Raw genomic sequence first — 24,385 nt, 5'->3', positions numbered from 1 at the left:
ACATTCAATTGGACAACTTGAGACGACCGCAAACAAATTCAAACCAAACCGAGACTAACAGGTAAAGGAAATATCTTGCCTGCCTGTTACGATTCGGTTAAAAGCAGCCCCTTATGGATACATTACTGATAGCTTCAATCATCGTCGGCGCAGGAACGGTTCTGGCCTTTGTGCTGTTGTGCAGAACACCTAAAACTCGAACCACAGATCGGCCAAGCATTAATATTGATTTTGATACCGCCAAAGAAAGAGAAGATAAGAACCGCTATTTTAGTTAAGCTTTGACGCAAGGAGATGGAGAAAAGCCGTGAGATGCCGGCTTTTCTCCACCCATGCGAAACACTTCCCCCGGTGTCAGACTCTCTGCCCCCAAACATTTTCCTTCGCTACCGACCTTTCTTGCCTTAACATGTTTACTTCGTTATTCTAGGTCATTACATTCTGAACTAAGAGACGGAGCAAACCAATTCAATGATCTTTTCCATCCTCGGCGGACTGTGTGGAGGACTCGGCCTTTTCCTTTTGGGAATGCGCCTCATGACTCAAGGCTTGAGAAACACCGCTGGCCCATCGCTCAGGAAAATACTTGGTCAATGGACCAAGACCCCTCTTCGCGGTCTCTTCTCCGGTTTTATGATCACTGCTCTCGTTCAATCATCGAGCGCCATCACTGTTGCAGTCATAGGATTTGTCAACGCAGGCCTCATGACAATGGGGCAATCTGTAGGAGTGATCTTCGGAAGCAATATCGGCACGACAGCAACCGGCTGGATCGTTGCGGCTGTAGGGGTCAGTGTCAAAGTCAAAGCTCTTGCGTTGCCCCTTATCGGAATTGGGGCGATTCTGAGACTGACAGGTGGGGATTCTCCTCGAAAACACCTTGGTGATGCATTGACAGGCTTCGGCATTTTTTTTCTGGGTATCGAGATACTTCAATCCACTTTTCATGATGTAGAATCCATAATCGACCTGACAATATTGAATTTTGCAGGAATTCAAGGCATTGTCATATTTGTCCTTGTCGGATTCATGCTCACCTTGGTTATGCAAAGTTCAAGCGCTGCCATGGCTCTTGTTCTCACAGCAACGATGTCTGGAGTCGTCAATCTTGAATGTGCTGCAGCCGCTGTCATCGGAACCAATATAGGGACAACAAGTACCGCTGCCATGTCTGTTATTGGAGCCACTGACAATGCCAAAAAAGTTGCCAGTGCCCATATTCTTTTCAATTTGGGCACTGGCATAGCTGCCACCTTCCTGATCCCTCTTTTCCTGAACATCGTTCACAATTTTCAACCATTGGCAGAAATATCGAACCCTGCGACATGCTTGGCGATCTTTCATACAACTTTCAACTTATTGGGTGTTATCCTTTTTCTCCCTTTTACCAACCAACTCGTCCATTTTCTCAATGAACGAATAGGAAAAGAGGCTGCCGATAATGGCAAGCCCAAGTATCTTGATTCGAATGTTCTGAAAGCCCCCACACTGGCAATGGATGCATTATTTATGGAATTAGGAAGGTTGGGGGAAACAATCCGACACATAGGGCAAAAAGCTTTGACTTCAAAGTTCAGACATAAGGATTTTATCAAAGACAAAGCTGCTGTAGAAAGCCTCATTGTCGCCATCCGAAAATATTGCGCGACAATGCAGCTAAATAATCTTCCTGCCTCCGTGGCAGAGAATCTTCCTCTCGCGCTCAGAGTCATCCAGTACTACCGTAAATCACTAAATATTATTGATGAAGCATCGAGTGAGCATGCAGTGCTTAATCATCAACTTCCCGGAATCGCATCCGAATCGGCCAGAAATTTCCGGCGTGAGATTAGAGAGATTCTCAATGTCGCGCACACTCCCTGTTCGCCGGAATTTGCAAACCTCGCTCATTTGATGCAGAATTTGGATAGTCATTATCATGAGTTGAAGGAAGAACTTTTACGTATTGGAGCACAAGGACGACTTGAACTCGATAGAATGGTTTCTCTCCTCGACTATTATTCGTCCATGCGTATGATGTGTGAACAAGCTATCAAGGGGACAACTTACTGGACACTTCTCCGTGATATGAAAACAACATGCGCCCATGCTGACCAAGCAAATAACTACGCCTGGAAACTCGCAGGATAACCTGATATCCCTTTTGCAAATGGAGGCTTCTCTATGAATCGTCATTATAAAGCAGTAATTCTTGTCGCACTCGCACTCATCCTCGCCGCCGGTGCATACTTTCTTATACTCGCTCCAGACACGGAAACATCTGAAATCCACCAACCGGTCAACCCGCCTTCTGAAAAGACGGTCAAGGCGCCGGATTGGGTCAATAAAGGGCAGGAATCCAAACCGGACTACAGCCCGGCAACAACAGAAGCTCACAACGCAACCCCTGTTCCAGAGGAGGAAGAGGCGACCGTTATTGAAATCAAGGAAGACGGCATCGTTTCTTTCTCATTTGTACAATCATTGACAGACTTCCTTCTCAACAATTTTATCCCTCAAAACAAACAAGGCATGCCGGAAACGCGTGCAACAGCCAAGTCCCTGAACATGTATTATGGCTTGGAAATGAAAGGGTTCTCTGTAAGAAGCGATGATATCCGTTTCGCAAGAAAAACGGTTCTTGACTATGTATTTACACCTACAAAAATCAGAGCTCTCTATGAACTCTACCGCCCCGTCCTGATGGCTCAACTTCTTGAAAGAGCAAAGAGTGATGAAAGGACTTACAGAGTCAGCGGAAAGAAAGAACAACGGACTTTGAGCAACAAAGAAATCCGAGCAATGCTTGAACTCAATGCAAAAGAACTCTCACGAATAGCGAGAGTCTTCCTCGCAATTGCTCAAGACCCCTCTATAACAAATATGACGGGAAAATATCTTCAGGCAGCCAAAGCGGTCAAAAGAGCGAATGAACGATTGCAGAATACGATTGCTGATGGTCAGGATACAACTCTGGCAAGCAATCGTCTCAAACAAGCGATCATGCAGCGAGAACAGGATAAGAAGTCTGTCATACTCAAACTCAAACAGGTTTCACCCGGATCAAAGGATGCTGATTTGTTCTATCTCGCTCAATGGAGCTATCGAAGAGTTCTGGGAGAACCACAAGACAAACTCCCTTCATTTGCCGTAGCCTCCGAAATATTGGGAGATCTTGCGCATAAATTCAAAAATGAGGCAGAGAACCTCAAGCAATAGTTCCAGGAAGTATTGCCCTCCTGTCCCCAAAGGGTTTAGTATACCCAATAAACCCTTTGGTAAGGAGAAAATATGTACTTCAAACAAATAACGACTCCAGGTCTCGGTTGTTTTTCCTATATTATCGGATGTCCGGCCGCACGAGAAATGGTCGTCATCGATCCGAAACGGGATATTCAGGATTATCTGGATATCTCGCAGCAAGAAGGCATGAAGATTATTCATGCCATCGATACGCACGTCCACGCAGATCATATCTCCGGAACTCATGAACTGAAGTCGCAAACAGGTTGCGATATCATGGTCTACGAGAGTTCGCCGGTGAACTATCCATTCACACCACTCAAAGAGGGGGATGCCTTCAAAATAGGCAATGCGGGTTTGGAAGTCCTCTCTACCCCTGGGCATACTCCAGATGCCCTCTCCCTTCTGGTCACGGATTTTAGCCGGGGCGATGAACCTTGGATCATTCTAACAGGTGATGTGCTCTTTGTTGGCGACATCGGACGGCCGGACCTGGTAGGCGATGCAAAACTTGATGAGCAGATAGCCAATCTCTACAATTCACTTTATGTCAAACTGGCTCAATATCCTGATCATCTGGAAGTCTTTCCAGCCCATGGGGCAGGTTCTCTTTGTGGTCGCGGAATGAGTTCAAAACCCAGTTCGACACTTGGTTTTGAACGCAGACACAACAAAATGCTCGGCTTCAACTCATATGAATCGTTTCACTTCGCCATGAACAAGGAATTTCCGGCAAGACCCAAAAGCTTTACCCATATCATTTCAACAAACGCCTCGGGTGCTCCTTTATTGGAGAGATGCCCGGTAGATCTGGCAATGGCCCCCGAACAATTCGAGGAAAGGATGCTCGCCGGAGCAGTCGTCCTTGATGTCAGAGATACTGCATCATACGGAGGCTATCATATCCCAGGCTCTCTCAATATAGGGTTCAGCGATGCCCTGGCAAATTGGATAGGTATGGTTGTGGAACCACAGGCAGATTTGCTCTTGGTCATAGACTCTCAGGCCGATTATGACAGAATGCGCACAGAGCTGCATCGTATCGGATATGATAATATCTTGGGGTACCTAAAAGGCGGAATTTCAGCCTGGGTCTATAGTGGCCGTCCAGTCAACAGGCTCTCTATTGACTCTGCCCAGGAAATTCAAACAAATATGGAGCAGGGAGAAACTCTGAGTTTGATTGATGTCCGCACCCCCGTTGAGACAGAATCCGGCATCCTGCCGGGTGCGACTCTCATTCCGCTGGACAAGATACTTGCGGGGGATTTTTCCCTTTCTGAAGACGGTCACCATATACTCTACTGTGCTTCCGGTTATCGCTCCAATATTGCAGCATCCTATCTTCAACAAAAAGGCTATTGGGATGTACGAGCCATGGCTGGAGGATTTCTGGCATGGACCAGAGCCGGATATCCTACCTCCCAACAGTAGGTCAGGGGGATTTTCACCAACTATTTTGTTTTTTTCAGAATACTTCTGTGAAAAGTCGTGTGGAACTCAGAGAATAGAGTCTGAAGCTCTCTGGCGTGGGTTTATTCCACAAAAAAAGCCGCAGTCGTGAAGACTGCGGCTTTTCATTTGATTTTTTCACTCAGCCTGAAAGGTACCACTTTTGCCACCACTCTTGAAAACAAGTCGACAACGGTCAATAACGATATCCTTCTGAACAGCCTTGCACATATCATAAATGGTTGCTGCTGCGACTTGAGTAGCCACCAATGCTTCCATTTCAACACCGGTTTTGTAAGTTGTACGGACTTCTCCTTCCAACTCAATACAGGATGTTTCATCCAAAACGGTGAAACGAATGTCCACATAACTGATTGGCAGCGGATGGCACATGGGAATCAGGTCCGAAGCCCGTTTGGCTGCCTGAATCCCGGCGATCTTTGCAGTTGTCAACACATCCCCTTTAGGAAGTGCATCCTTTTTCAGCAAGTCCAACGTCTCAGGAGCAAGTCTGACAAGACAACGAACAATCGCTGTCCGAGTGCTGTCTTTCTTTGCCGAAACATCGACCATCCGAGCGTTGCCATCTCCATCCATATGTGAAAAGCGATCAGACACGCTACTCTCCCATAACCTTGCTTTTTGCTTTCTTGAAAAAGCCCTTGGCCTTAGTGGACAACTTACCAGACTCAATCTCGGCAAATTCCCGCAACAATTCTTCCTGCCGGGCATTCAGATTAGTTGGAGTTTTGACCTTGATCTCAATCAGCAAATCGCCTTTGTGAGCACTCCCAAGATGCGGAAGTCCAAGTCCACGAAGCCTGAAGATCTCTCCACTCTGTGCACCTTTAGGAATATCAAGGTTCACAGGATCATCCAACGTTGGAACTTCAAGCCGATGACCCAATGTCGCTTCCACAAAGGATATCTCACGACTTATGACAAGATTCTGTGCCTGACGCTCAAAGACTTTGTCTGGCTCAACCCGAATGACCACATAAAGATCTCCAGGAGGACCACCATAAAGACCTCCTTCACCTTCCCCACGAAGACGCAGCCGAGAATTATTATCCACTCCGGCGGGAATACGAACTTTAAGATCCTTGTCAGTGATAACACTTCCACGTCCCATGCATTCTTCACAAGGAGTCGAGATAGTCTGTCCTGCTCCACGGCAATGAGGGCACGTAACCGAAATTCGGAAAAACCCCTGTGACTGCTGCATGGTCCCAGACCCACCACAATGGGCACAAACATCAGGCTCTGTACCCGGTGCTGCACCGGAACCAGCGCATGTCGAGCATTCCTGTTCAACAGGGATCTGTATGCTGACTTCAGCACCTTTGGCTGCTTCTCTGAAGCTGATGTCGAGATTATACCGAAGATCAGAGCCAGCTCGAGGACGATTTCCCCCGCCCCTGCCACCGGACGAAAAGCCAAAGACTTCACCGAAGATATCACTGAATGATCCAAAGATATCCTCGTTACTTGAAAACCCGGAAAAGCCGTTACCGCCAACGCCCTCATGCCCAAAACGATCGTAACTCTGACGCTTTTCGGCATTTCCCAAAATCTCGTAAGCCTCTGCAGCTTCCTTGAACTTGGACTCGGCTTCAGGGTCATCCTGATTACGGTCAGGGTGAAACTTAAAAGCGAGCTTCCGATATGCTGATTTGATTTCATCCTGAGATGCTTCCGCAGAAACCTCTAGAATTTCGTAATAATCACGCTTGGCCATGATTACTTATCATTCTTTCCAGGTTGAACTTCAACTTCACTCGCCGGTTGGTCCGGCAATATTTTGCCAGCAGCTATTTCACGCAAGGAACTGACAATCTCCTTGTTTTTGCTTTCAACCAAAGGTTCGTACCCTTCACGGTACTGTTTGACACGCTTGATACCCATCTGGGTAATGAGAAAACGATTGCTAACCTTTGCGAGACAATCTTCTACTGTGATTCTAGCCATTTTATTCTCCTTGAAATGGTATGCAACCATGCTCCCGGCTCAGTTCTCACTGGAACCGGACGGGAACATTCCCTGCAAGTCTTTGAGTAATCTGCTTGAAACAGGATAGAACATCCCGCCACCATTCTTCATCCAACATTGCCCCTGAGGCAGTTTGGGATCGGCGTAAAATGTTAATTCGGTCAAGGTATCGCCATTTTTATCTGCCAATTTGCAGTACATAAGCCTCACGGCGGAATCTGGCAAATTGTTAATCGGCAATGCCTCGAACTGTAACTCTGTAAATCGCCACAGGAACATGTCAATGCCCTGAAGGTCTTTTTTACTATCCAACAACCGCCACCCTGACGTGCTCCGTTCAATGGCATAATTATTTTCACCGTGTATGACAACGAGTCTGGCAACGGTCCCCAGATCAAGTTTGATAACAGAACGCCCTTGCACGTCAAACGCACTTTTTACCAGCTGCCCGACACTTTGCGCATCAAGTAAAAAAGGAACAGTGAGCCATGAAGATTGCCCCAGATACTGCCCAGGATTTTCTTTTACGGTATAAAAGGCAACAGTGGAAGGTTCAGAATCCGTTCCACGCCACAACCGAAGAGTCAAAGCAGGAATCCTTTTATCGACATCAGTCGATTCCAGAACGAACTGCCGGGCTTGGAGAAGGGCAAGAGAATGGATGTAGAGTTTAAGGGCTGAATCCGATGCAGGTTTTCCTTTGAGGTATCCGGGAAGAGAAAAAAAGTACCCTTCTTTATGCTTTTCAACGAGCCAACTTGAACCGAAAGGTTGCACGAGTTGCACTTTTGAAATTGCATTTTCATCAAAAAAAAGAACTCGTTTGTCAAAAAAACTTTCCGCAGTCAGCGCAAGGTTACCCAGAACTTTCTCATTGAACTCGTAAACCAATTCCGGGTTACGAGAATTCCACCCATAAACAACGGAATGATCACCCGATGCCAGTTTGATGGTCAAAGGCTTTATCGTGGATTTTCGAAAATTAATAATAACCTTTAAATCAGGTTTTTCAATCCCGAATTGTCTCTGTCGGCCAGAATCAAACCTCCCTAGAGAACGAAGAGGTTCCACAGAGGCCAATCGACGCAGGAATTCATCAACTTTGTCTGAGACTGCACGAGCTTTTATACTCGATGTATCCCCAGAAATCTGGACCTCCCATTCACTTTGTTGTGAAGCTGCGAGGGTAAAACGGGGTGTATCCGCCAGCTGAAAATGAATAGAGCGAACCGCATCAAAAGAATTTGGCAACCACCGAGTGTGGTCGACATTCTCTTTTTGCAGTGTAGTATACCAATAGCCTGAGGCCGAAAAGACGACCAGAACGACTAAAGTCAATACAAACGTTATTCGCTTCAAAAAGACATCCCTCCAAAAGGGAAAGCCAACGGTGATTTTGACAGACTTGCGCCACGCTTAACAGGGAAGCAAAAAAGACTGCCTCAACCAGACTTGCAAGTCAAGCAAGAATCATCTATCAGCCCCAACAGATATGCACCGTATAGCAAAAAACAGGCAGGAGAAAAAGAGATGGCATCTTGGGGAAAACTGACATTCGCGCAAAAGAAATGCGTCTCGGCAACGGGAAAACTCATGCAACAAACTGACATGGTTTCTCCTGGTGCCCGAATCGGCATCGCGGCATCCGGTGGCGTGGACAGTTTTCTCATGCTCAAGGTGTTGAGTATCAGAAAAGCAATCATGCCCTTCCCTGTGGAGCTTATGGCTCTGCATATAAACGCTGGCTTCGATATCACATCACATACTCCGCTTGTTGACTGGTGTGCAGACCACGGCATTGCAGCACATGTCGAATTGACAAACTATGGCCCTAGAGCACACACAGAGGAAAACAGAAGGAACTCACCATGTTTTTACTGTAGCATGCTTAGACGAAAACGACTCTTTGAACTCTGTAGAGACTATGGCTTGACCCATCTTGCCTTCGGACACAACGCCGATGACAACGTCGTCACCTTTTTCATGAACATCCTGCAAAATGGTCGAGCTGACGGGATGGCAGTCAATGAACCTTTTTTTGATGGCAAGCTCAATGTTATCCGACCGACCATGCTTCTTGATAAAAAAACCGTCATCAAAGCAGCAAAACAATGGCAACTCCCGGTGTGGGAAAACACGTGCCCTTCCAACGGTTACACCAAAAGAGATGAAGTTCACACATGGTTGCGACAGACGTGGAAGCATGACAAAAGAATAAAAAACAATATCTTCAATGCCATAACCCGCCAACAGGTTGACTTGACAAGTAAAAAAGTCTAGACTATTTTTGATTCTAATTACATTCGACACACATAAAACATATAAGGAACTGGAAAGGCGATGCTTTTCAGAAAATATCATATAGTTGTCTTCAAAGATAAACAGGGTTCCTGCAAGAAATTCCAACTGCGTGGCTGGCTTATAGCCGCCCTTTTTATAGTGATGGTCGGCCTTACGGCAGGCAATGTCCTATTATGGAATAAATACGCAACGCACTCCCGGCTTGAAAAAGGGCTGAACTTGGCAGAGAAAACCGTCCAGGAACAGAAAACACAGCTTCTGAGCCTTTCCCAAAAAATTTCTTCACTTCAGAAAAACCTCGGCCGTATAAGGGATTTCGATTCTAAACTCCGTGTCATGATCAACTTGGATCAAGATGGCAGTCAGGCAGCGGTTTCTAAGGGAGGTCCCACAAATGAAAACTTCTCGAAGGGATACCTTCCGCTGTACCGTCAAGAATTATTAGCCCGCAAAATGCATGAATTCCTGAGCCAACTCAATGTCGAAGCTCGTCTTGAGGAAGTTCGACAACAGGAAATCATGCACACATTACGCAATAATCAGAATATATTGGAGGCGACGCCTTCCATCTGGCCAACATCTGGCTGGGTTACATCTGGTTTTGCATGGCGTACTTCTCCATTCACCGGGAAAAGGGAATTTCACAAGGGTATTGATATCTCAGCTCCTCGCGGCACCCCTATCTACGCCCCCGCTCGGGGAACTATAACCTTTACCGGGCGTGACGGGTCATACGGATTGAGCATTCGGCTGAAACACAATGCTAGCCTATCGACAAGATTTGCCCACCTCCATCGTATTGCAGTAAAAAGTGGCAAGATAGTGACTCGAGGAGAGCTTATCGGATATGTAGGAAGTACAGGGCGCAGCACAGGTCCTCACCTCCACTACGAGGTTCGCCTGAATGGTGTCCCTGTCAATCCGAAACGATACATTCTGAACTGATCAGAAGTTTGAAATGTCACCAATATGCCCTCTTGGAACAGGACTTCCAGGGGGGCTCTTTCTTTTTTTCTCGTTATGGAAAACGAACAGAAATCACTCTCTTCCTTCTTTTGAGATCTGAAATTGCACGAGTATTGCAAAGAATATTACGAGTAATACAAAAAGTATTTCGAAGTTTTTATAGAGGACATGGAATGGACATCTTCGGATTCAATCCGAGCGACTTGCTCAGTTTTTTCCTGACTGTTTTCAGGCTCAGTATTGTTTTATTTCTACTTCCTTTTTTTGGAGGAAACTCAATTCCGACGTTACTCAAAGCAACGCTTGTTCTTGTCCTCTCCATAGCCCTTTGGCCTCAATTGTCATTCCCTGGCACACTGTTTCCTAAAAGCATTGTCGATATAACCATCATGATCCTTGGCGAAATTATTCTTGGACTCATCCTCGGCCTTCTCGTCAATTTTCTTTTCGCAGCGGTTCAGTTGGGTGGCCAGATAATCGGATTTCAGATGGGTTTTGCCATGGTAAACGTTGTTGACCCCATCACCGGTGTCAGCAATGCCGTCACTGCGCACTTCCTTTACATGTGCACCATGCTCACTTTTTTGGTGCTCAATGGACACCTGCTTCTTATCAAAGCGGTTGGCATGAGTTTTGAATATATCCCACCGGGAGGACTCTTGATAACTCCAGGTTTGGCAAATCATATATTTGAATTTTCCAACTTGATGTTTGTCCTCGCCATACGGATAGCCGCACCTGTTATGGCTGCTCTTTTCCTTATAGATCTTTCACTTGCCCTCATATCGAGAGCTGCTCCCCAAATGCATGTTCTTGTTCTTGGTTTCCCTATCAAAATCAGTATAGGGTTTTTCTTTCTTGGATTTCTTTTCAGCCTCATGTCTGTTTACGTTGGAGACTTCCTGCACCAGTTGGAGCCAATTTATCGTGGCGTAATGAAATTGGCCGCACCAGAACTTCCATAGGCTGAACCATGGCACAACAAGACCCAAGTAAAACAGAAAAAGCCACAAAAAAACGGCGAGATAAACAACGAGAAGAAGGTAATGTTCCTAAAAGCGCCGAGTTTTCAAAGGCCATTGTTCTTTTGGCAGGAGTTTTGGCACTTCGCTTTATGATCGGATTTTACCACGATCAGTTCACCGAAATCTATGAGTGGACCTTCCGTGAAGGCGTCAATATCACGTTAAACAAAGCCACTGCATATGCTCTCTTTACTTGGAGTGTAAAAAAAATGGCACTCCTGGTTCTTCCTTTTCTCCTGACTCTCGTTGTCGTCTCCTACACAACGATGCGCCTTCAGGTCGGACAACTCTGGTCTACAAAGACAATGAAACCCAAATTTGGAAAGATGTTCAACATACTGGGCGCATTACAAAAACTTTTTATCAGCCCAAAAACATTCATCAACCTGGGCAAAAGTATCCTGCAAGCATTTGCAGTGGGGCTTGCACCCTACATTGTCATCCAACAGGAACTTCCCAATCTCCTTCCCCTTTTTTATGCGAACACTCATGGCATAATCGCATACCTCCTGTCTGTTGGTTACAAAATGGCCTGTTATGCCCTGGTTCCCATGATGCTCATCGCCCTTGTGGATCTTTGGTATACCCGCTGGGATTATGAAGAGCAGCTTAAAATGTCCAAGGATGAAATCAAGGATGAACGAAAACAAGCTGAAGGTGACCCCAGGGTCAAACAAAAACAAAAACAAAAAATGATGGAAATGATGGTCAGTCGGATGTTTCAAGACATACCCAAAGCCGATGTCGTCATAACCAACCCGACCCACTACGCAGTTGCCATTCAATATGATGTCATGGTTGCACCGGCTCCTTTAATTCTTGCCAAAGGGGTGAACCGTGTTGCTGAAAGGATCAAGGAAGTTGCACGAGAAAACAACGTGCCCATTGAAGCCAACCCTCCCTTGGCACGAGCTTTGTATAAACAGGTTGAAATCGGGGAAACTATCCCGGAGGAATTATTTCAAGCTGTTGCCGCCATCCTAGCAAAACTGGATAAGTTCAGAAAACGCTAGAGGTTACAGAGTCATCTTTCCTCCAGGCAAACTCCAAAAAGCTGCCCGCGAGGTGTCAAAAACATGGCTCAGTCTCCAAGTACTCCTGTCGCACCCAGGATAGATTATCAAAAATTCGCCAAGCAGGGCGACGTTCTCCTCGCTGGTGGAGTGGTGACCATCCTTTTCGTGATGCTTATCCCCCTCCCCACATTTTTCATTGATTTCATGCTGACAGTGAGCATCTCACTCGGATTGGTTGTTCTGGTAACCTCTATGTTCATGACCTCCCCTCTTGAGTTTTCAATTTTTCCTACCTTGCTCCTCGTCACCACACTGCTTCGCCTTGCTCTCAATGTTGCGACAACAAGAGCAATCCTCCTTCATGGAGACGAAGGAACTGACGCTGCAGGTTCCGTCATCAAAAGCTTTGGAGAATTTGTCGTTGGTGGTAATTACGTTGTGGGAATTGTCATTTTTTTGATCCTCTTCCTTTTGAATAAAAAAGTTATTGTCACAGGTACCACCCGAATCGCAGAAGTTGCAGCCCGTTTTACCCTGGATGCCATGCCCGGTAAGCAGATGGCAGTTGAAGCTGACCTCAATGCCGGATTGATAACGGAAGAAGAAGCCACCGAGCAACGCAGTCTGATGCGTCGTGAGGCAGACTTCTACGGAGCCATGGATGGAGCCGGCAAATTTGTTTCTGGAGACGTTAACGCCGGTTTCATGATTACCTGCATCAATATTATTGGCGGGTTTCTTATTGGAGTCATCCAAAAGGACATGCCATGGATGGATGCAGCGCAAACGTACACCCTGCTGACCATTGGTGATGGCTTGGTAGCCACCATCCCCTCCCTTATCATATCGACTTCGGCTGGTATCATTGTTTCACGAGCTGCCGCTGAAGCCAAAATGGGTGAGGAATTCATTGGACAGTTATCCTTCCATTATCGCGCGCTCAAGCTTGTTTCAGGGATACTTTTAATCTTTGCCATAGTTCCAGGAATGCCGACACTCCCATTCATGCTTCTTTCCGCTATCATCTTCGGTGTTGGGCATCTTTCCTCTAAAAACTTCCAGGGACTTGAGGCAACCGAAGCAGAGCAGGAAAAGGCCAATGAAGCATCTACCCTTGATACACCAGAAGAAGTCCAGGCCTTGTTACCACTCGACCAACTCGAATTGGAAGTGGGGTATGGCCTTATTCCATTGGTTGATGAAGAACAAAGTGGCAATCTTTTGTCTCGAATTCGTTCTATCAGACGGCAATTTGCCCTTGATATGGGTGTCGTTATTCCCTCTCTTCATCTCCGCGACAATTTGCAACTCAAACCAGGCGAATACCGCGTTGTCATCAAAGGAAACCCGGTCGCTCAGGCAGAACTCCTCATTGATCATTACCTGGCAATGGATCCGGGTGATGCGAAGCATCGAATTCAAGGAGTGGATACAGTGGAGCCGGCTTTCAACCTTCCTGCAATCTGGATTCCTGAAGCCCAAAAAGAGGAAGCAATGCTGGCTGGCTATACAGTCGTTGACCCATCCACTGTTATTGCCACACACATAACAGAAGTTTTCCGCCGAAACCTGCATGAATTCCTCGGACGTCAGGAAACACAGGAATTACTCGACAATCTGGCGAAGCGTGCACCGAAGGCCGTTGAAAGCCTCGTCCCCTCAGTGCTGAGTGTCGGAGGAGTGCAAAAAGTGTTGCAAGCTCTGGTTCAAGAAAATGTTTCTATTCGAGATCTGCTGACCATAGTTGAAACTCTCGCGGATTACGGTGTTGCCACGCAAGAACCTGCACAGTTGACTGAATTCGTTCGAGCCAAGATGAGCCGTACCATCGTCAAACCGTACCTTGGAGAGGAAGGAGTGCTTCCTATTATCACTCTGAGTCCACAAATAGATGAAATACTCAGTACTGCTATGCGCCCGGCCGAACAGGGGGGATACCTGGCTCTCGAACCCGGAACAGCACAGCAAATAATTCAGGCTATTAACAAAGCAACCGAAGACGCCATGGTGGCCGATGGCCAACCCGTCCTTTTGGTTACACCGCAAATACGAAATCAATTTGCTCAACTTCTGACTCGATTCATCCCGACTCTGCCTGTCATTTCACAGGCAGAAATACCGGCAGATATAAAAATACAAGCAGCAGCGACAGTTGAACTATAGGATAAGCCAATGAGAATGATGACATTCAAAGCCGCTACATCGACGGCTGCATTTGCCAAGGTCAAGGCCGAACTGGGAGAGGATGCCGTTATCCTTTCCAACAAAACGATCACGGAAAAAGGGGTTAAATCCTGTGAAATAGTTGCGGCTGTGGATTCGTCTCCAGTCTCTCTCGGGGGGGGCAAACCCCAACGCCAAACAAAAGAGGACTACGTTGAAAGCGCCCTGCAGCACGGCACAAGCTGGCAACGAGAATGGAGTCAGATCAAAGGGCAAATAATGCAACTGATGAAGCCCCAGATGGATTTGGACCTTCTCTCGCCGAAACAAAAGCTTGCAGTAGAGTATCTTGAACGGGAAGAAGTCAATGAGACTGTTTTAACTCATATATTTTGTTCACTTCGGGAAGACAAAACCCGCTCCATAGTGCATGCTCTTGAGACTATGATCACTACACAAAAATTTGACGCCGTCCAATCACCAACAAAGTTTCAAGCTTTCGCAGGACCTGGAGGTTCAGGAAAGACATCCACACTCGTCCGATTGGCGCTCAAAGAAAAAAAACAGAATCCTCGAGCGCGCATCTGTCTTGTCACGGCTGACGGAGGTCGAGGCAAGGGGCGCTTGGTGCTCAAACACTATGCAGAGCTTTCTGGATTGGCATTCAGAGAAATCATTACGCGCGATGATTTTCACCTTCTCCAAAAAGAAGCACACCAATTCGATACGATATTGATAGACTTGCCAGGACTCCCGAACCGCACGAATCTTGCTGAATGGACAGCCCTTTACGGCTTGGCAGGCTGCGATGACTTGGCGATTCATCTTGTCCTCAACCCATTTTATAGTCCGAGACAATTCGAACGATTCATGGAAAAGTACAAAAGTGAACAACTTGCAAGCGTTATCTGGACGAAACTCGATGAAGCCTGTACATTTGGTGCACTCTTGAACATGGCGTTCGCCTCTGGGCTGCCGGTTTCCACTCTTTCGTACGGTTCCGGACTCAAAAACAGCATAGCGCCTGCCACCAAAGAAATGATATGGCGTTTGCTGTTCATGCGAAAATTGCCCAACGGCGACATTCAACCTTAAGGAGATACGATTACGCCATGACTTCCAACTTCCCCATGGTTCTTTCCGTCACCTCAGGCAAAGGTGGGGTGGGAAAAACCAATATGTCAGTCAACCTGGCTTACTCTCTCAGCGCAGCTGGAAAAAACGTAGTCTTGCTTGATGCCGATCTCGGCTTGGCGAATGTCGACGTCATTCTGGGCCTTGCACCGGAGCATAACCTTTTCCATCTCTTCCACGAGGATATGACACTGGAAAAGATATTACACCAGACACCCTATGGATTCAGCATTCTTCCTGCTTCCTCAGGCGTCAGTGATATGGTAGACTTGGACAAGGGACAAAAAATTGACCTGCTTGATGCCATGGACACGCTTGAAGAGAGTGTTGATTACCTCATTGTAGACACGGGAGCAGGCATCAATGACAATGTCCTCTATTTTAATCTGGCAGTTCAGGAGCGTCTACTGGTCATTACTCCTGAGCCGACTTCATTGACAGATGCTTATGCCCTCATAAAGGTGCTCAAACTCCAACATGGGGTCGAAAGGTTCCGTGTTTTGGTCAATATGGTTAAAGACAAGAAAACAGCGAAAGACGTTTACATCAAACTGCTCAATGCATGTGATCATTTTCTTGACGGTATTTCTCTTGATCTTGTCGGATTCATTCCTTTCGATCCAAACGTCCGTAACTCGGTCATTGCACAAACTCCATTTTGTCACAAATTTCCCAGAACACCGGCTAGTACTGCGGTACGTCAAACCGCGCAGAAACTTAACGCATGGCAAGTAAAACCTAATACTGATGGCAATATTAAATTCTTCTGGAAGAAACTCCTCTTCCAAGAACGATCCGTGGCGTGAACTGGAGCAGGGCGCCAAGCGTTGGGACGATTTCTCCCCAAGAGACCGGGAGAATATCGTCCGCTTCTACGCGCCCAAAATCCGCATACTCGCCCTGCGCCTCAAGGCGAAACTGCCACAAAGTGTTGAGCTTAACGAACTCATCAGCGCAGGGAGCCTTGGGTTGCTTGACGCTTTGGGAAAATTCAACCCCGAACTGGGTATCAAGTTCGACACCTATTCGGAAAATCGAATAAAAGGGGCAATGCTTGATGAATTGCGCCGCATGGATTGGTTCTCACGAGGTCTGAGGCAAAAAGTCAAAGTTCTGGAGGATGCTCAGCGGCACATCGAACACGACACGGGTTTTCCAGCTACTTCAGAACAATTACAAGCCCATACAGGGATGTCTGAAAAGGAAGTACAGCAAGGTCTGGAGGCTCTGCACAACCAGATGTGCCTGAGTCTTGATACGTTCCATGAGAACATGGTCAGCCGGAAAAGCATGACTGACGATGAACCATTTCAATCAACAGCTTTTCAAGAGATTGTTGACAAAGTAGCCAATCTCATTGAGGAATTGACGCCAAGGGAAAAATTGGTCATATCTTTATACTACGGCGAGGAATTGAATATGAAAGAAACTGCGGAAGTTATGGATATAACAGAGGGCCGTGTTTCACAACTTCATTCCCAAGCCTTGATAAAATTGAGAAAAACGTTCAGAGCTCGTTACGAAAACGAGTAGGCTATGCACAAAGGAGACACCCCATGAGCTATGATAAAAGCATGCGCGTTCTTGTTGTCGACGACTTTTCCACTATGCGCAAGATCGTGAAAAACATTCTGCGCCAGCTTGGTTTTACCAATATAGTCGAAGCTGACGACGGCTCCACTGCTTGGGAAGTTCTCAACAAAGATAACATTGACTTCATTGTTTCTGATTGGAATATGCCTACGATGTCTGGCATTGACCTTCTGCGCAAGGTTCGAGCAAGCGAAGAATATGCAGATATTCCCTTCTTGATGGTCACCGCAGAAGCTCAGCAGGAAAATATCATTGAGGCAGTTCAGGCCAAGGTCTCAAACTATATAGTGAAGCCCTTTACTCCTGAGACTCTGGGCCAGAAGATCGATAAAATCTTCGCTTAACATCAGCCTGTCAGGCAATAAACATGGTCCTGCTAGTCCCGGATGACTCAGAAGATTTAGCTGAAGAAGTTTTTGGAACTTCTGATGATTCCGGGCAGCCAAAAGCGCAATTGGATGATGGAGAAGCAAGCAAAGCCACGCAAAAAGTCGATCTCGACTTGGACGATGCTCCCTTCCTGGAAGATGAAGAGGAAGAAGAGGATGAGTTAGCCTTCAGCGAAGAGGAAACTCCTCTTCTCGAAGAAAAAAAGAAAAGCGGATTTGATTTCAAATCCCTTTTGAAGAATAAAATGGTTCTCGCATTTGGTGGGATCATCCTCCTCCTAATAGTTGTAATAATAATCCTCCTTTTCCGTTCGCCAGAAGAAACAGAATCACCACCGCCCCCTCCCCCCCAAGTGGAAGAACCTGTTCAACAGGAAATCATCCCTGAAGAAGTTGTGGAAGAAACTCCAGAAATTCTCATTCGCCTTGATCCGTTTCTTATCGAACAAAGAGACAAAGACAATACGATACGTTTTCTTGAAGTAAGGATAGTCGTCAGCACATTGGAAGACGGATTGGCAAGGCAGTTTAAACAAGAGACATACACTGTCCGTAACGCACTGTTCTACTACTTGAAAAATAAGGATTTACAGTTCTTGTCCGATAAGAATAATAGCGATAAACTCAAGAAGGAACTTTTGGCCATCATCAACCAATACATGGGCTTTGGTCAGTTTGATACCCTTCTATTTGAACAATACCTCGTGAGGTAGATTATGAGTTCTACTCCACTTGATCTTCCGATCCTGATTTCACAACTTCCTTATGTTGCGAGGCTTGCGCACGCCGAAAAAGCCAAACCAGAAATTGAAAAACAAATTTTTGGTCCCCTCCTTCAAGAGCAGCTCAAGAAAAAACAAGGCAAAGTTCAACAGGTTGACAAAAAGCAACGCCTTTCCCAAGTTGATCAGGATGGAAGAGGGGCGAACCAACAAACACTCTCAGAAAGACATCCTCAACAAGAAGACACAGATGAGCAGCTCGAAACGGAAACGTCAAATCATTCTCCATGGTCAGGGAACATCGTTGACGTTAAGATTTAACAATGTGAGTTTTCTTTCTCGAAATGATAAAGAGTTGAACTCTCATCCCTTGCCACTAGTGTAATCAAACACGTAACAGACGAGCCTCATATGTCCGATATACTTCTTATCCTTTTTACTCTCAGTGAAATTGTTCTGCTGAGTATTGTTGTCTTGTTCTTTCTTCGCTTACGAAAATCGGAAACCCTTCTTTCTGCCCTTCAGGCTAAACAGGAAGAATTTATAAAGCGACTTCAGTTCAATACCCAATTGGAAAATGAGCTTGTTGCAACATTTGAACAGCGCCAACGGGAACTGGTTCAACTCAATGAAGACGTTGAAAAAAGAAGTAAAGAACTCAAAAAACTTGTCGACCTCGCAAACGACTACTGCAAATCGCCACAATTCATGCGTGAAATCATTTTGAATGGACATCGTGCTGGTAAACCTGCCAGCAAAATGGCTCAGTCTACAGGCCTGAGTCTTGAAGAAGTTGAACTGATTATAGACCAGGCATAAAATATGCGTATTCGAAACTCTGGTTCAGGATTTTTCGGCTTTGGGAGCGGGGGCAATAGATCTGATTCTTTCAAACAGGGAAGAAAACCAGGACAAAAAATACGCGGAACCATTATCGAATGGATTTCCGAGGATATGGCATGGGTCGATATCGAAGGGCATAGACTTTTGGCCCAACTCAGATCAAAACCTTCCATAGGGACACAACTCATCTTTCTCGTTGTCCAACTGAATCCTGATATCATTCTCAAAGAGATAGGGTATGCGACCCAGAACGAGACTGGAATTCTCTCACACGCAAGAGATTTTGAAGCAGCTAGATCTCTCTTCGAGTCCACCTTTCGAGCTTCTGCACACTCCTTATGTCACATTCCTCCCCATGAACGGAAAGGACAATTCCTAACACAACTCATAGACCACAAACGTCTTCTTGCAAACTATCTCGATACAATTCTGTGCATGAATTACATTGGTAAAACAATCTCAGAAAATCTTTCAATTCAACTCTTCTATATACCATGGTGTGTTCCCTTAGGAAAGAGACACCTGGGAGTGCTAAAACGAGGCAAGGACTCTACCAAACTCATTGAATCAATAATAGAATTTGATCATGAAAGAGTCGGCATGGTCCGTCTGGAGTTTCTTTCAAAACAAAAGAAAACAGCCTACAGGGCAAAGCTTCAACGACCTGGAAAAATCAAAAGCCTTAAAGACTTTTTACAAGAACAACTGCATCAATATTCTGCAAAGCCATGTGAATGCCTTGGAATTTCCACACTCCCCAAGCACTCTCATGGGGGAATTTTGTCTGAAATCATGTTTAGAAAATAGAAAATCCCACTCAAGTCGAGACTATTTCTATAAATGCTGAAAAGACACTAGGGAAAATCGCTCACGACGGGATTGTTAGGTGGCTTTGTTATCAACGACTCTGGCTACATCCTTGAAAAGCTCTCTTCTCCCCTTCGATGAAGGCGGGAGAGATTATGAAAAAATATTATCCTAGCAAGAATCCCCCAGAAACCAATGTTTCTGGGGGATTCTATTCATTCATCAACCTTTAAAAAAAATGCCCTCACTTGAGGCGGACATTCAAATTCCAACAAAAAAATTAAACAGTGACAAATGCTGGTTCTAACGTCTCTTCATGAACTGCATCTTCAGAGGAAGAAGGAGCAGCAAGTGATTTCGCTTCAAGATACAGACTCCTATTGCTATCCAGGTGACGCAAAAAGGCATTATTCATCGCATGTCCTGAAGCAAAGACCTCAAAAGCCCCTTGAAGAGGCGCGCCAAGAATTGCCATATCACCAACAAAATCAAGTAGCTTATGTCTTACAAACTCATCCTTGTAACGCAAGCCCTCGGCGTTGAGTACACCATATTCATCGAGAACAATCGCATTGTCCAGAGAGCCACCCAAGGCCAGTCCATTTGCATGGAGATAATCTACTTCCTTGAGAAAACCAAAAGTCCTGGCCTTGGCAATCTCAGCAACAAAATTTTCTGGAGTCAGATCAAATTCCAATTGTTGAGTTCCAATAAGCGGATGAGCAAACTCAATCGTATAATTCACACAAAAGCCGTCATGCGGCCGCGCTTTGATAAACTTACCATCCTGCTCAAAATCAACAGGCTTCTTGATAGCCAAGACATTTCGAGGCTTACCCAACTGTCGCTTGCCAGCTTGTTTCAGCAGGTAAACAAATGAAGCAGCACTCCCATCCATAATAGGAAGTTCTTTGCCAGTGACTTCAATATGAATATTATCAATCCCCATACCACTGACAGATGCAAGAAGATGTTCAACGGTCGCAACCGTTTCCCGCCCGTCACCCAAGACAGTGGCCAGCCCGGTTTCAACAACCAACGAGGGAGCAGGTGTCAGAAAGGTAGAACCGGAATCATTACGAAGTGAAAAGAGGATTCCAGTATCTTCAGCAGCTGGGCGAAGGACTAATTCTACTTGTTTGCCACTGTGCAAACCGATCCCTGTGCAACGTACTGATTTATGTATGGTAGTCTGTAGCATTATTCCTCCGATTGATAACCACATTCATATAGCAATTTTAATGCCACTCCTATAATTAGAGGTAATGCTTTGAATTTATATACTTTTTTTGTCGCAAAAAAATCTAGACATGTGTTGTATTCTCGCAACATCTTGTATTTTTACAACAACAGAATTTATGACTTGTAGTTTTTTTGAGATTATTTTTTCTGCAGCTTGAGTACCCGATCATGCCCAGCCAAGTCTTGAACGACATCAACCAGACAAAGCCCGTGGACATCTGTCTTGAGAAACTGTCCAACAGCTTCGGCCTGCTGAAAACCAATCTCCAAAAAAGCCAGCCCGTTTTGCTTTAATCCCATTTCAATTTGTGGCAAAAGTGCTTTAATATGGTCAAGTCCATCAACTCCGCTGACCAAAGCCGTAAGAGGTTCAAACTTTGTAACCTCAAAACTCGCTCCATCATATTCATCCTGCGGAACGTAGGGAGGATTGGACACAATGAAATCTAAAGACTGCGCCTTGAACAAGGGCTCCATAAAATCCCCAAGAAGAAAGGCTATTCGCTGCTCCACTCCGTGTAAGAGAGCATTCTTTTTTGCCACACGAAGTGCATCCAAGCTAAGATCAACAGCTATGCCCTTTGCGTGTTCGAAAAGAGTAGCCAAGGTTACCGCTATCGCTCCTGACCCCGTGCCCAGGTCGGCAAAAGAGAGCGAAGCCTCAGCGTCGAAGCTTTTCGTGACCTCCTCAATAATATGTTCCGTTTCAGGGCGTGGAATGAGTGTTGAGGAGTCAACCTTGAAATCCAGCCCATAAAACTCTCTATTACCGAGCAAGTATGCGAGAGGCTCACCCTTGGCACGCCTCTCTACCAAAGAAAAAATACATTCGAGATCAGTTGGGGAGACACTCTTGTCCCGCTCAAGAACGAGAGATATTCGCGAACAATGAAGCACCTCGGAAATGATAACCTCCGCGCTAAGTCGAGGAGAATCAACATTTCCAAGACGTGCTTCACTTGTCTTGAGAATTTCGAGAATAGATGGGGTCATCGCGCCACACCCCGGCAAGGCTATTCGCCCTGCCGCTTCATGGCTTCAGATTGATAGTGGCTGATGAGCGCATCAGTCAATTCGGCAAGTTCTCCTTCCATGACCTGCGGCAACTTATGCAAGGTCAAATTGATGCGATGGTCAGAAACGCGTCCTTGGGGGAAATTATATGTCCTGATACGCTCGGAACGATCTCCTGTACCGACCTGACTACGCCGCGCTGCATCTTCCTCTGCCTTGGCCTTATCCTGTTCCAATTGCAATAATCTGGAACGCAAAACTTTCATAGCCTTGGCTTTATTTTTATGCTGCGATTTTTCATCCTGACAAATAACAACTAAGCCTGTTGGCACATGTGTAATACGAATTGCAGAGTCTGTTGTGTTGACTGACTGCCCGCCGGGGCCAGAGGCACGAAAGACATCAACTCTCAGGTCTTCATTTCTAATGTCGATATCAACTTCTTCAGCTTCAGCCATAATGGCGACTGTCACTGCGGATGTATGAATGCGTCCCTGCGACTCTGTCGCTGGGACACGTTGAACTCTATGTGTCCCAGACTCATACTTAAGCTTGCTATAGACTTTGTCGCCTGCGATTGAAGCTATGACTTCCTTGAGCCCACCAGAACCTGTTGAGTTGGAACTCATTTCCTCAACTTTCCACCTGTTCTCTTCCGCATATCGAGTATACATGCGGTACAGATCGGCTGCAAAAAGCGCAGCTTCATCTCCCCCCGTACCTGCCCGGATTTCAAGAATAATATTCTTTTCATCCATAGGGTCTTTAGGCAGAAGCAGCACTTTCAGTTTCGCCTCCAGAAGAGGCAATTGTGGCTCAAGCTCTTCTATCTCTGCTTTGGCCATTTCGCGGATATCTTCATCTGCGTCATCCAGCATTTCTCTGTTATTGCCAATTTCCTGGGAAACGACCTTATAGTCCCGAAAGACTTTGACTATATCTCCCAAATCAGCATGCGCTTTGGAAACCTTCTTGTATCGCTCCTGGTCATTAAAAATACCAGGCTCGGCAAGCTCCTGCTCCAATTGCATATATTTCACTTCGATTTCTTCAAGCTTGCCAAACATATTTTAGCACTCCTCAGCGTTCACAGCGCACTGCAAAGCAGCAATGGCCACTTCCAGCTGACTGTCGTCCGGTTCCTTGGTAGTCAATATCTGCATCATCAGACCAGGCCAACACATGACCTTACAAAAGAAACTTTTATTATACTTCCCGGCAAATTTAATCATCTCATACGCAATACAACTAACCGGTGCCATCAGAAATAATTTCATGCTGACAATATATAAATGTTTGAGGACAAAGACCTCAGGTGAATAAAATGTCAGAAGGAATGGGACCAGAATAGCATAGAGCATTATCGAGATAACAAGCACAAAAAGCAAAAAAGCTGTGCCACAGCGGGGATGAAGTCGGCTATAAAAATGGGAGGACTGAGGAGACAATTGCTTTCCCTCTTCCCAGGTCCAGATAACCTTATGCTCAGCGCCATGGTATTGAAACACCCGACGAATATCAGGAATAAAGGAAATGGCCAGGATATAACCGACAAAAATCACCATTTTTATCAGGCCATCCCAAATATGAAAACTCAAGGATTCAACATCGCCTGCCATACCAAGATATTCCATACCTATAGATAAGAAATGAGGCAGCACAACAAATAGCCCAAGAGCAGCACCTAAGGCCAGCACCATCGTCAAAACCAGATGCCACGTCGTTAATTCACCATCTTCTTCGTCATCATCTGCCGCTTGGACGGCAGAAAAATTCAACGCCTGAATACCATTGACCATTGTCTCAATCAGAATAGGAAATCCACGCAAAAAAGGCTTCTTGAGCCAAGGATGTCGAATCAGTGTGAACCAAGGACGGACCTCAGTCACAATTTCGCCGCTTGACTTACGAATGGCGATAGCCAGGTTATCTTTTGAACGCATCATAACGCCTTCGATAACCGCCTGCCCACCCACAGATTGGGGTGCCGCCAAGGCAAAAAGACCACGTAGATTCAAACTATTACCCTCCGGTCAAAAAGATGGCGATACGCAACTCTTCCTTAATAACAAAGCCAGACTCAAACGTCGACTCAAGTAAAAGAACTAGGAATTCTCTTACTATTTGTAAAGACCGTCAAATAAAACAATATGCCTCCGCAGGGATTTCTCCCAAACGAAGGCATATGATCACGGCTTTCGCCGAAAAAAGAAGGAGCTACTTTTCTGTATTCTTGCCGAATGCTGCGTACTTCTTACGGAAACGATCGATACGACCAGCAGTATCAACAAAACGCTGCTTGCCAGTGTAAAAAGGATGGCAGTTAGAACAGATTTCAACCTCAAGCTCTTCGCCCTTGGTAGTCGTCAATTCAGCTTCGTAGCCACAATGGCAACGGATTTTAGCCTTGTAAGTAGTGGGATGAATATCTTTTTGCATGACGCTCTCCTGTCATTGATTTCGTTTGGAACTCGGTCTTATACGTAGGAAAGACCTCGTTGGCAAGC

26 protein-coding genes are annotated in these 24,385 nt (G+C 45.8%); 17 read left to right on the top strand and 9 right to left on the bottom strand.

Annotated features, from left to right (window positions below; all coding sequences use genetic code 11):
• Positions 1 to 113: 113 nt before the first annotated feature.
• From BN4_RS17605 to BN4_RS01015, 4 genes are all read left to right on the top strand, one after another.
• Entirely contained in the window at positions 114 to 278 is a 165-nt protein-coding gene (locus tag BN4_RS17605; RefSeq protein WP_157871233.1) for a hypothetical protein, read from the top strand.
• Positions 279 to 471: 193 nt separating this feature from the next.
• Positions 472 to 2,130, top strand: a complete 1,659-nt coding sequence (locus tag BN4_RS01025; protein ID WP_015413489.1) for a Na/Pi cotransporter family protein — start codon at positions 472 to 474, stop codon at positions 2,128 to 2,130.
• Between the two features lie 33 nt (positions 2,131 to 2,163).
• Positions 2,164 to 3,198 carry a hypothetical protein gene (locus BN4_RS01020; RefSeq protein ID WP_015413488.1) on the top strand — a complete coding sequence of 345 codons (1,035 nt, stop codon included), beginning with the start codon at positions 2,164 to 2,166 and terminating at the stop codon, positions 3,196 to 3,198.
• 72 nt (positions 3,199 to 3,270) lie between these two features.
• Positions 3,271 to 4,656, top strand: coding sequence for an MBL fold metallo-hydrolase (locus BN4_RS01015; protein ID WP_015413487.1), 1,386 nt, complete (start codon positions 3,271 to 3,273; stop codon positions 4,654 to 4,656).
• Between the two features lie 156 nt (positions 4,657 to 4,812).
• Here the strand turns inward: BN4_RS01015 and moaC are convergent, their stop codons facing one another.
• The 4 genes from moaC to BN4_RS00995 are packed head-to-tail and all read right to left on the bottom strand — an operon-like array spanning position 4,813 to position 8,022.
• Positions 4,813 to 5,292, bottom strand: a complete 480-nt coding sequence (gene moaC / locus BN4_RS01010; protein ID WP_015413486.1) for a cyclic pyranopterin monophosphate synthase MoaC — start codon at positions 5,290 to 5,292, stop codon at positions 4,813 to 4,815.
• Position 5,293: 1 nt separating this feature from the next.
• The gene (gene dnaJ, locus BN4_RS01005) at positions 5,294 to 6,412 is read right to left on the bottom strand and encodes a molecular chaperone DnaJ (RefSeq protein ID WP_015413485.1); all 1,119 of its coding nucleotides are present in this window, start codon (positions 6,410 to 6,412) and stop codon (positions 5,294 to 5,296) included.
• A 2-nt stretch (positions 6,413 to 6,414) separates the two neighbouring features.
• Positions 6,415 to 6,642, bottom strand: coding sequence for a DNA-directed RNA polymerase subunit omega (rpoZ, locus tag BN4_RS01000; RefSeq protein WP_015413484.1), 228 nt, complete (start codon positions 6,640 to 6,642; stop codon positions 6,415 to 6,417).
• A 39-nt stretch (positions 6,643 to 6,681) separates the two neighbouring features.
• A complete protein-coding gene (locus BN4_RS00995) occupies positions 6,682 to 8,022 on the bottom strand; it encodes a DUF4340 domain-containing protein (RefSeq protein WP_015413483.1) in 1,341 nt (446 codons plus the stop codon).
• Between the two features lie 171 nt (positions 8,023 to 8,193).
• Here BN4_RS00995 and BN4_RS00990 point away from each other — a divergent pair, with 171 nt between their 5' ends.
• The 13 genes from BN4_RS00990 (at position 8,194) to BN4_RS00930 (ending at position 19,622) form a co-directional block, all read left to right on the top strand.
• Complete coding sequence (locus BN4_RS00990) at positions 8,194 to 8,943, top strand: tRNA lysidine(34) synthetase (protein WP_015413482.1); 750 nt, start codon at positions 8,194 to 8,196, stop codon at positions 8,941 to 8,943.
• Between the two features lie 60 nt (positions 8,944 to 9,003).
• On the top strand, positions 9,004 to 9,909 hold the full coding sequence (locus tag BN4_RS00985; RefSeq protein WP_015413481.1) for a M23 family metallopeptidase: 906 nt from the start codon (positions 9,004 to 9,006) through the stop codon (positions 9,907 to 9,909).
• A 194-nt stretch (positions 9,910 to 10,103) separates the two neighbouring features.
• Positions 10,104 to 10,895 carry a flagellar biosynthetic protein FliR gene (fliR, locus tag BN4_RS00980; protein ID WP_015413480.1) on the top strand — a complete coding sequence of 264 codons (792 nt, stop codon included), beginning with the start codon at positions 10,104 to 10,106 and terminating at the stop codon, positions 10,893 to 10,895.
• Positions 10,896 to 10,903: 8 nt separating this feature from the next.
• Entirely contained in the window at positions 10,904 to 11,968 is a 1,065-nt protein-coding gene (gene flhB, locus BN4_RS00975) for a flagellar biosynthesis protein FlhB (protein ID WP_015413479.1), read from the top strand.
• 63 nt (positions 11,969 to 12,031) lie between these two features.
• Positions 12,032 to 14,134 (top strand): flagellar biosynthesis protein FlhA, encoded by a 2,103-nt coding sequence (gene flhA / locus BN4_RS00970; protein ID WP_015413478.1) that lies wholly within the window; start codon positions 12,032 to 12,034, stop codon positions 14,132 to 14,134.
• A gap of 15 nt (positions 14,135 to 14,149) precedes the next feature.
• Positions 14,150 to 15,229 carry a flagellar biosynthesis protein FlhF gene (locus BN4_RS00965; protein ID WP_231856559.1) on the top strand — a complete coding sequence of 360 codons (1,080 nt, stop codon included), beginning with the start codon at positions 14,150 to 14,152 and terminating at the stop codon, positions 15,227 to 15,229.
• A gap of 17 nt (positions 15,230 to 15,246) precedes the next feature.
• Positions 15,247 to 16,074, top strand: a complete 828-nt coding sequence (locus BN4_RS00960; RefSeq protein ID WP_041720074.1) for a MinD/ParA family protein — start codon at positions 15,247 to 15,249, stop codon at positions 16,072 to 16,074.
• Positions 16,016 to 16,801 (top strand): FliA/WhiG family RNA polymerase sigma factor, encoded by a 786-nt coding sequence (locus tag BN4_RS00955; RefSeq protein ID WP_015413475.1) that lies wholly within the window; start codon positions 16,016 to 16,018, stop codon positions 16,799 to 16,801. The genes BN4_RS00960 and BN4_RS00955 overlap by 59 nt, the downstream gene beginning before the upstream one ends.
• A 23-nt stretch (positions 16,802 to 16,824) precedes the next feature.
• Positions 16,825 to 17,205, top strand: coding sequence for a chemotaxis response regulator CheY (locus BN4_RS00950; RefSeq protein ID WP_015413474.1), 381 nt, complete (start codon positions 16,825 to 16,827; stop codon positions 17,203 to 17,205).
• A 23-nt stretch (positions 17,206 to 17,228) separates the two neighbouring features.
• Positions 17,229 to 17,963, top strand: coding sequence for a flagellar basal body-associated FliL family protein (locus tag BN4_RS00945; protein WP_015413473.1), 735 nt, complete (start codon positions 17,229 to 17,231; stop codon positions 17,961 to 17,963).
• 3 nt (positions 17,964 to 17,966) lie between these two features.
• Complete coding sequence (locus BN4_RS00940) at positions 17,967 to 18,293, top strand: hypothetical protein (RefSeq protein WP_041720073.1); 327 nt, start codon at positions 17,967 to 17,969, stop codon at positions 18,291 to 18,293.
• A gap of 90 nt (positions 18,294 to 18,383) precedes the next feature.
• Positions 18,384 to 18,791: a hypothetical protein gene (locus BN4_RS00935; protein WP_015413472.1), complete on the top strand. Its 408-nt coding sequence runs from the start codon at positions 18,384 to 18,386 to the stop codon at positions 18,789 to 18,791.
• A gap of 3 nt (positions 18,792 to 18,794) precedes the next feature.
• Entirely contained in the window at positions 18,795 to 19,622 is an 828-nt protein-coding gene (locus BN4_RS00930; RefSeq protein WP_015413471.1) for a hypothetical protein, read from the top strand.
• Between the two features lie 280 nt (positions 19,623 to 19,902).
• On the opposite strand, the gene lpxC is transcribed toward BN4_RS00930, so the two are convergent.
• The 5 genes from lpxC to rpmE all read right to left on the bottom strand — a co-directional run bounded on the left by lpxC (position 19,903) and on the right by rpmE (position 24,317).
• Positions 19,903 to 20,823, bottom strand: a complete 921-nt coding sequence (gene lpxC / locus BN4_RS00925) for a UDP-3-O-acyl-N-acetylglucosamine deacetylase (RefSeq protein WP_015413470.1) — start codon at positions 20,821 to 20,823, stop codon at positions 19,903 to 19,905.
• A 179-nt stretch (positions 20,824 to 21,002) separates the two neighbouring features.
• Entirely contained in the window at positions 21,003 to 21,857 is an 855-nt protein-coding gene (prmC, locus tag BN4_RS00920; RefSeq protein ID WP_015413469.1) for a peptide chain release factor N(5)-glutamine methyltransferase, read from the bottom strand.
• A gap of 20 nt (positions 21,858 to 21,877) precedes the next feature.
• Entirely contained in the window at positions 21,878 to 22,945 is a 1,068-nt protein-coding gene (gene prfA, locus BN4_RS00915; protein WP_015413468.1) for a peptide chain release factor 1, read from the bottom strand.
• Positions 22,946 to 22,948: 3 nt separating this feature from the next.
• Positions 22,949 to 23,896, bottom strand: coding sequence for a DUF1385 domain-containing protein (locus tag BN4_RS00910; RefSeq protein ID WP_015413467.1), 948 nt, complete (start codon positions 23,894 to 23,896; stop codon positions 22,949 to 22,951).
• Positions 23,897 to 24,095: 199 nt separating this feature from the next.
• Positions 24,096 to 24,317, bottom strand: a complete 222-nt coding sequence (rpmE, locus tag BN4_RS00905) for a 50S ribosomal protein L31 (protein ID WP_015413466.1) — start codon at positions 24,315 to 24,317, stop codon at positions 24,096 to 24,098.
• Positions 24,318 to 24,385: the final 68 nt, after the last annotated feature.

Origin of the sequence: Pseudodesulfovibrio piezophilus C1TLV30 (genome assembly GCF_000341895.1) — a bacterium.
Lineage (GTDB): Bacteria > Desulfobacterota > Desulfovibrionia > Desulfovibrionales > Desulfovibrionaceae > Pseudodesulfovibrio > Pseudodesulfovibrio piezophilus.
This window is presented reverse-complemented; position numbering and strand designations above follow the sequence as displayed.

Excerpts from the sequence above, each read along its gene's own strand:
- BN4_RS01015 (WP_015413487.1), top strand. The coding sequence starts at position 3,271 with ATGTACTTCAAACAAATAACGACTCCAGGTCTCGGTTGTTTTTCCTAT.
- dnaJ (WP_015413485.1), bottom strand. The coding sequence starts at position 6,412 with ATGGCCAAGCGTGATTATTACGAAATTCTAGAGGTTTCTGCGGAAGCA.
- BN4_RS00945 (WP_015413473.1), top strand. The coding sequence starts at position 17,229 with ATGGTCCTGCTAGTCCCGGATGACTCAGAAGATTTAGCTGAAGAAGTT.
- BN4_RS00990 (WP_015413482.1), top strand. The coding sequence starts at position 8,194 with ATGGCATCTTGGGGAAAACTGACATTCGCGCAAAAGAAATGCGTCTCG.
- flhA (WP_015413478.1), top strand. The coding sequence starts at position 12,032 with ATGGCTCAGTCTCCAAGTACTCCTGTCGCACCCAGGATAGATTATCAA.
- BN4_RS00985 (WP_015413481.1), top strand. The coding sequence starts at position 9,004 with ATGCTTTTCAGAAAATATCATATAGTTGTCTTCAAAGATAAACAGGGT.
- BN4_RS17605 (WP_157871233.1), top strand. The coding sequence starts at position 114 with ATGGATACATTACTGATAGCTTCAATCATCGTCGGCGCAGGAACGGTT.
- BN4_RS01025 (WP_015413489.1), top strand. The coding sequence starts at position 472 with ATGATCTTTTCCATCCTCGGCGGACTGTGTGGAGGACTCGGCCTTTTC.
- BN4_RS00960 (WP_041720074.1), top strand. The coding sequence starts at position 15,247 with ATGACTTCCAACTTCCCCATGGTTCTTTCCGTCACCTCAGGCAAAGGT.
- prfA (WP_015413468.1), bottom strand. The coding sequence starts at position 22,945 with ATGTTTGGCAAGCTTGAAGAAATCGAAGTGAAATATATGCAATTGGAG.
- BN4_RS01020 (WP_015413488.1), top strand. The coding sequence starts at position 2,164 with ATGAATCGTCATTATAAAGCAGTAATTCTTGTCGCACTCGCACTCATC.
- BN4_RS00950 (WP_015413474.1), top strand. The coding sequence starts at position 16,825 with ATGAGCTATGATAAAAGCATGCGCGTTCTTGTTGTCGACGACTTTTCC.
- flhB (WP_015413479.1), top strand. The coding sequence starts at position 10,904 with ATGGCACAACAAGACCCAAGTAAAACAGAAAAAGCCACAAAAAAACGG.
- BN4_RS00965 (WP_231856559.1), top strand. The coding sequence starts at position 14,150 with ATGATGACATTCAAAGCCGCTACATCGACGGCTGCATTTGCCAAGGTC.
- rpmE (WP_015413466.1), bottom strand. The coding sequence starts at position 24,317 with ATGCAAAAAGATATTCATCCCACTACTTACAAGGCTAAAATCCGTTGC.
- lpxC (WP_015413470.1), bottom strand. The coding sequence starts at position 20,823 with ATGCTACAGACTACCATACATAAATCAGTACGTTGCACAGGGATCGGT.
- prmC (WP_015413469.1), bottom strand. The coding sequence starts at position 21,857 with ATGACCCCATCTATTCTCGAAATTCTCAAGACAAGTGAAGCACGTCTT.
- BN4_RS00955 (WP_015413475.1), top strand. The coding sequence starts at position 16,016 with ATGGCAATATTAAATTCTTCTGGAAGAAACTCCTCTTCCAAGAACGAT.
- BN4_RS00940 (WP_041720073.1), top strand. The coding sequence starts at position 17,967 with ATGAGTTCTACTCCACTTGATCTTCCGATCCTGATTTCACAACTTCCT.
- BN4_RS00935 (WP_015413472.1), top strand. The coding sequence starts at position 18,384 with ATGTCCGATATACTTCTTATCCTTTTTACTCTCAGTGAAATTGTTCTG.
- BN4_RS00930 (WP_015413471.1), top strand. The coding sequence starts at position 18,795 with ATGCGTATTCGAAACTCTGGTTCAGGATTTTTCGGCTTTGGGAGCGGG.
- rpoZ (WP_015413484.1), bottom strand. The coding sequence starts at position 6,642 with ATGGCTAGAATCACAGTAGAAGATTGTCTCGCAAAGGTTAGCAATCGT.
- fliR (WP_015413480.1), top strand. The coding sequence starts at position 10,104 with ATGGACATCTTCGGATTCAATCCGAGCGACTTGCTCAGTTTTTTCCTG.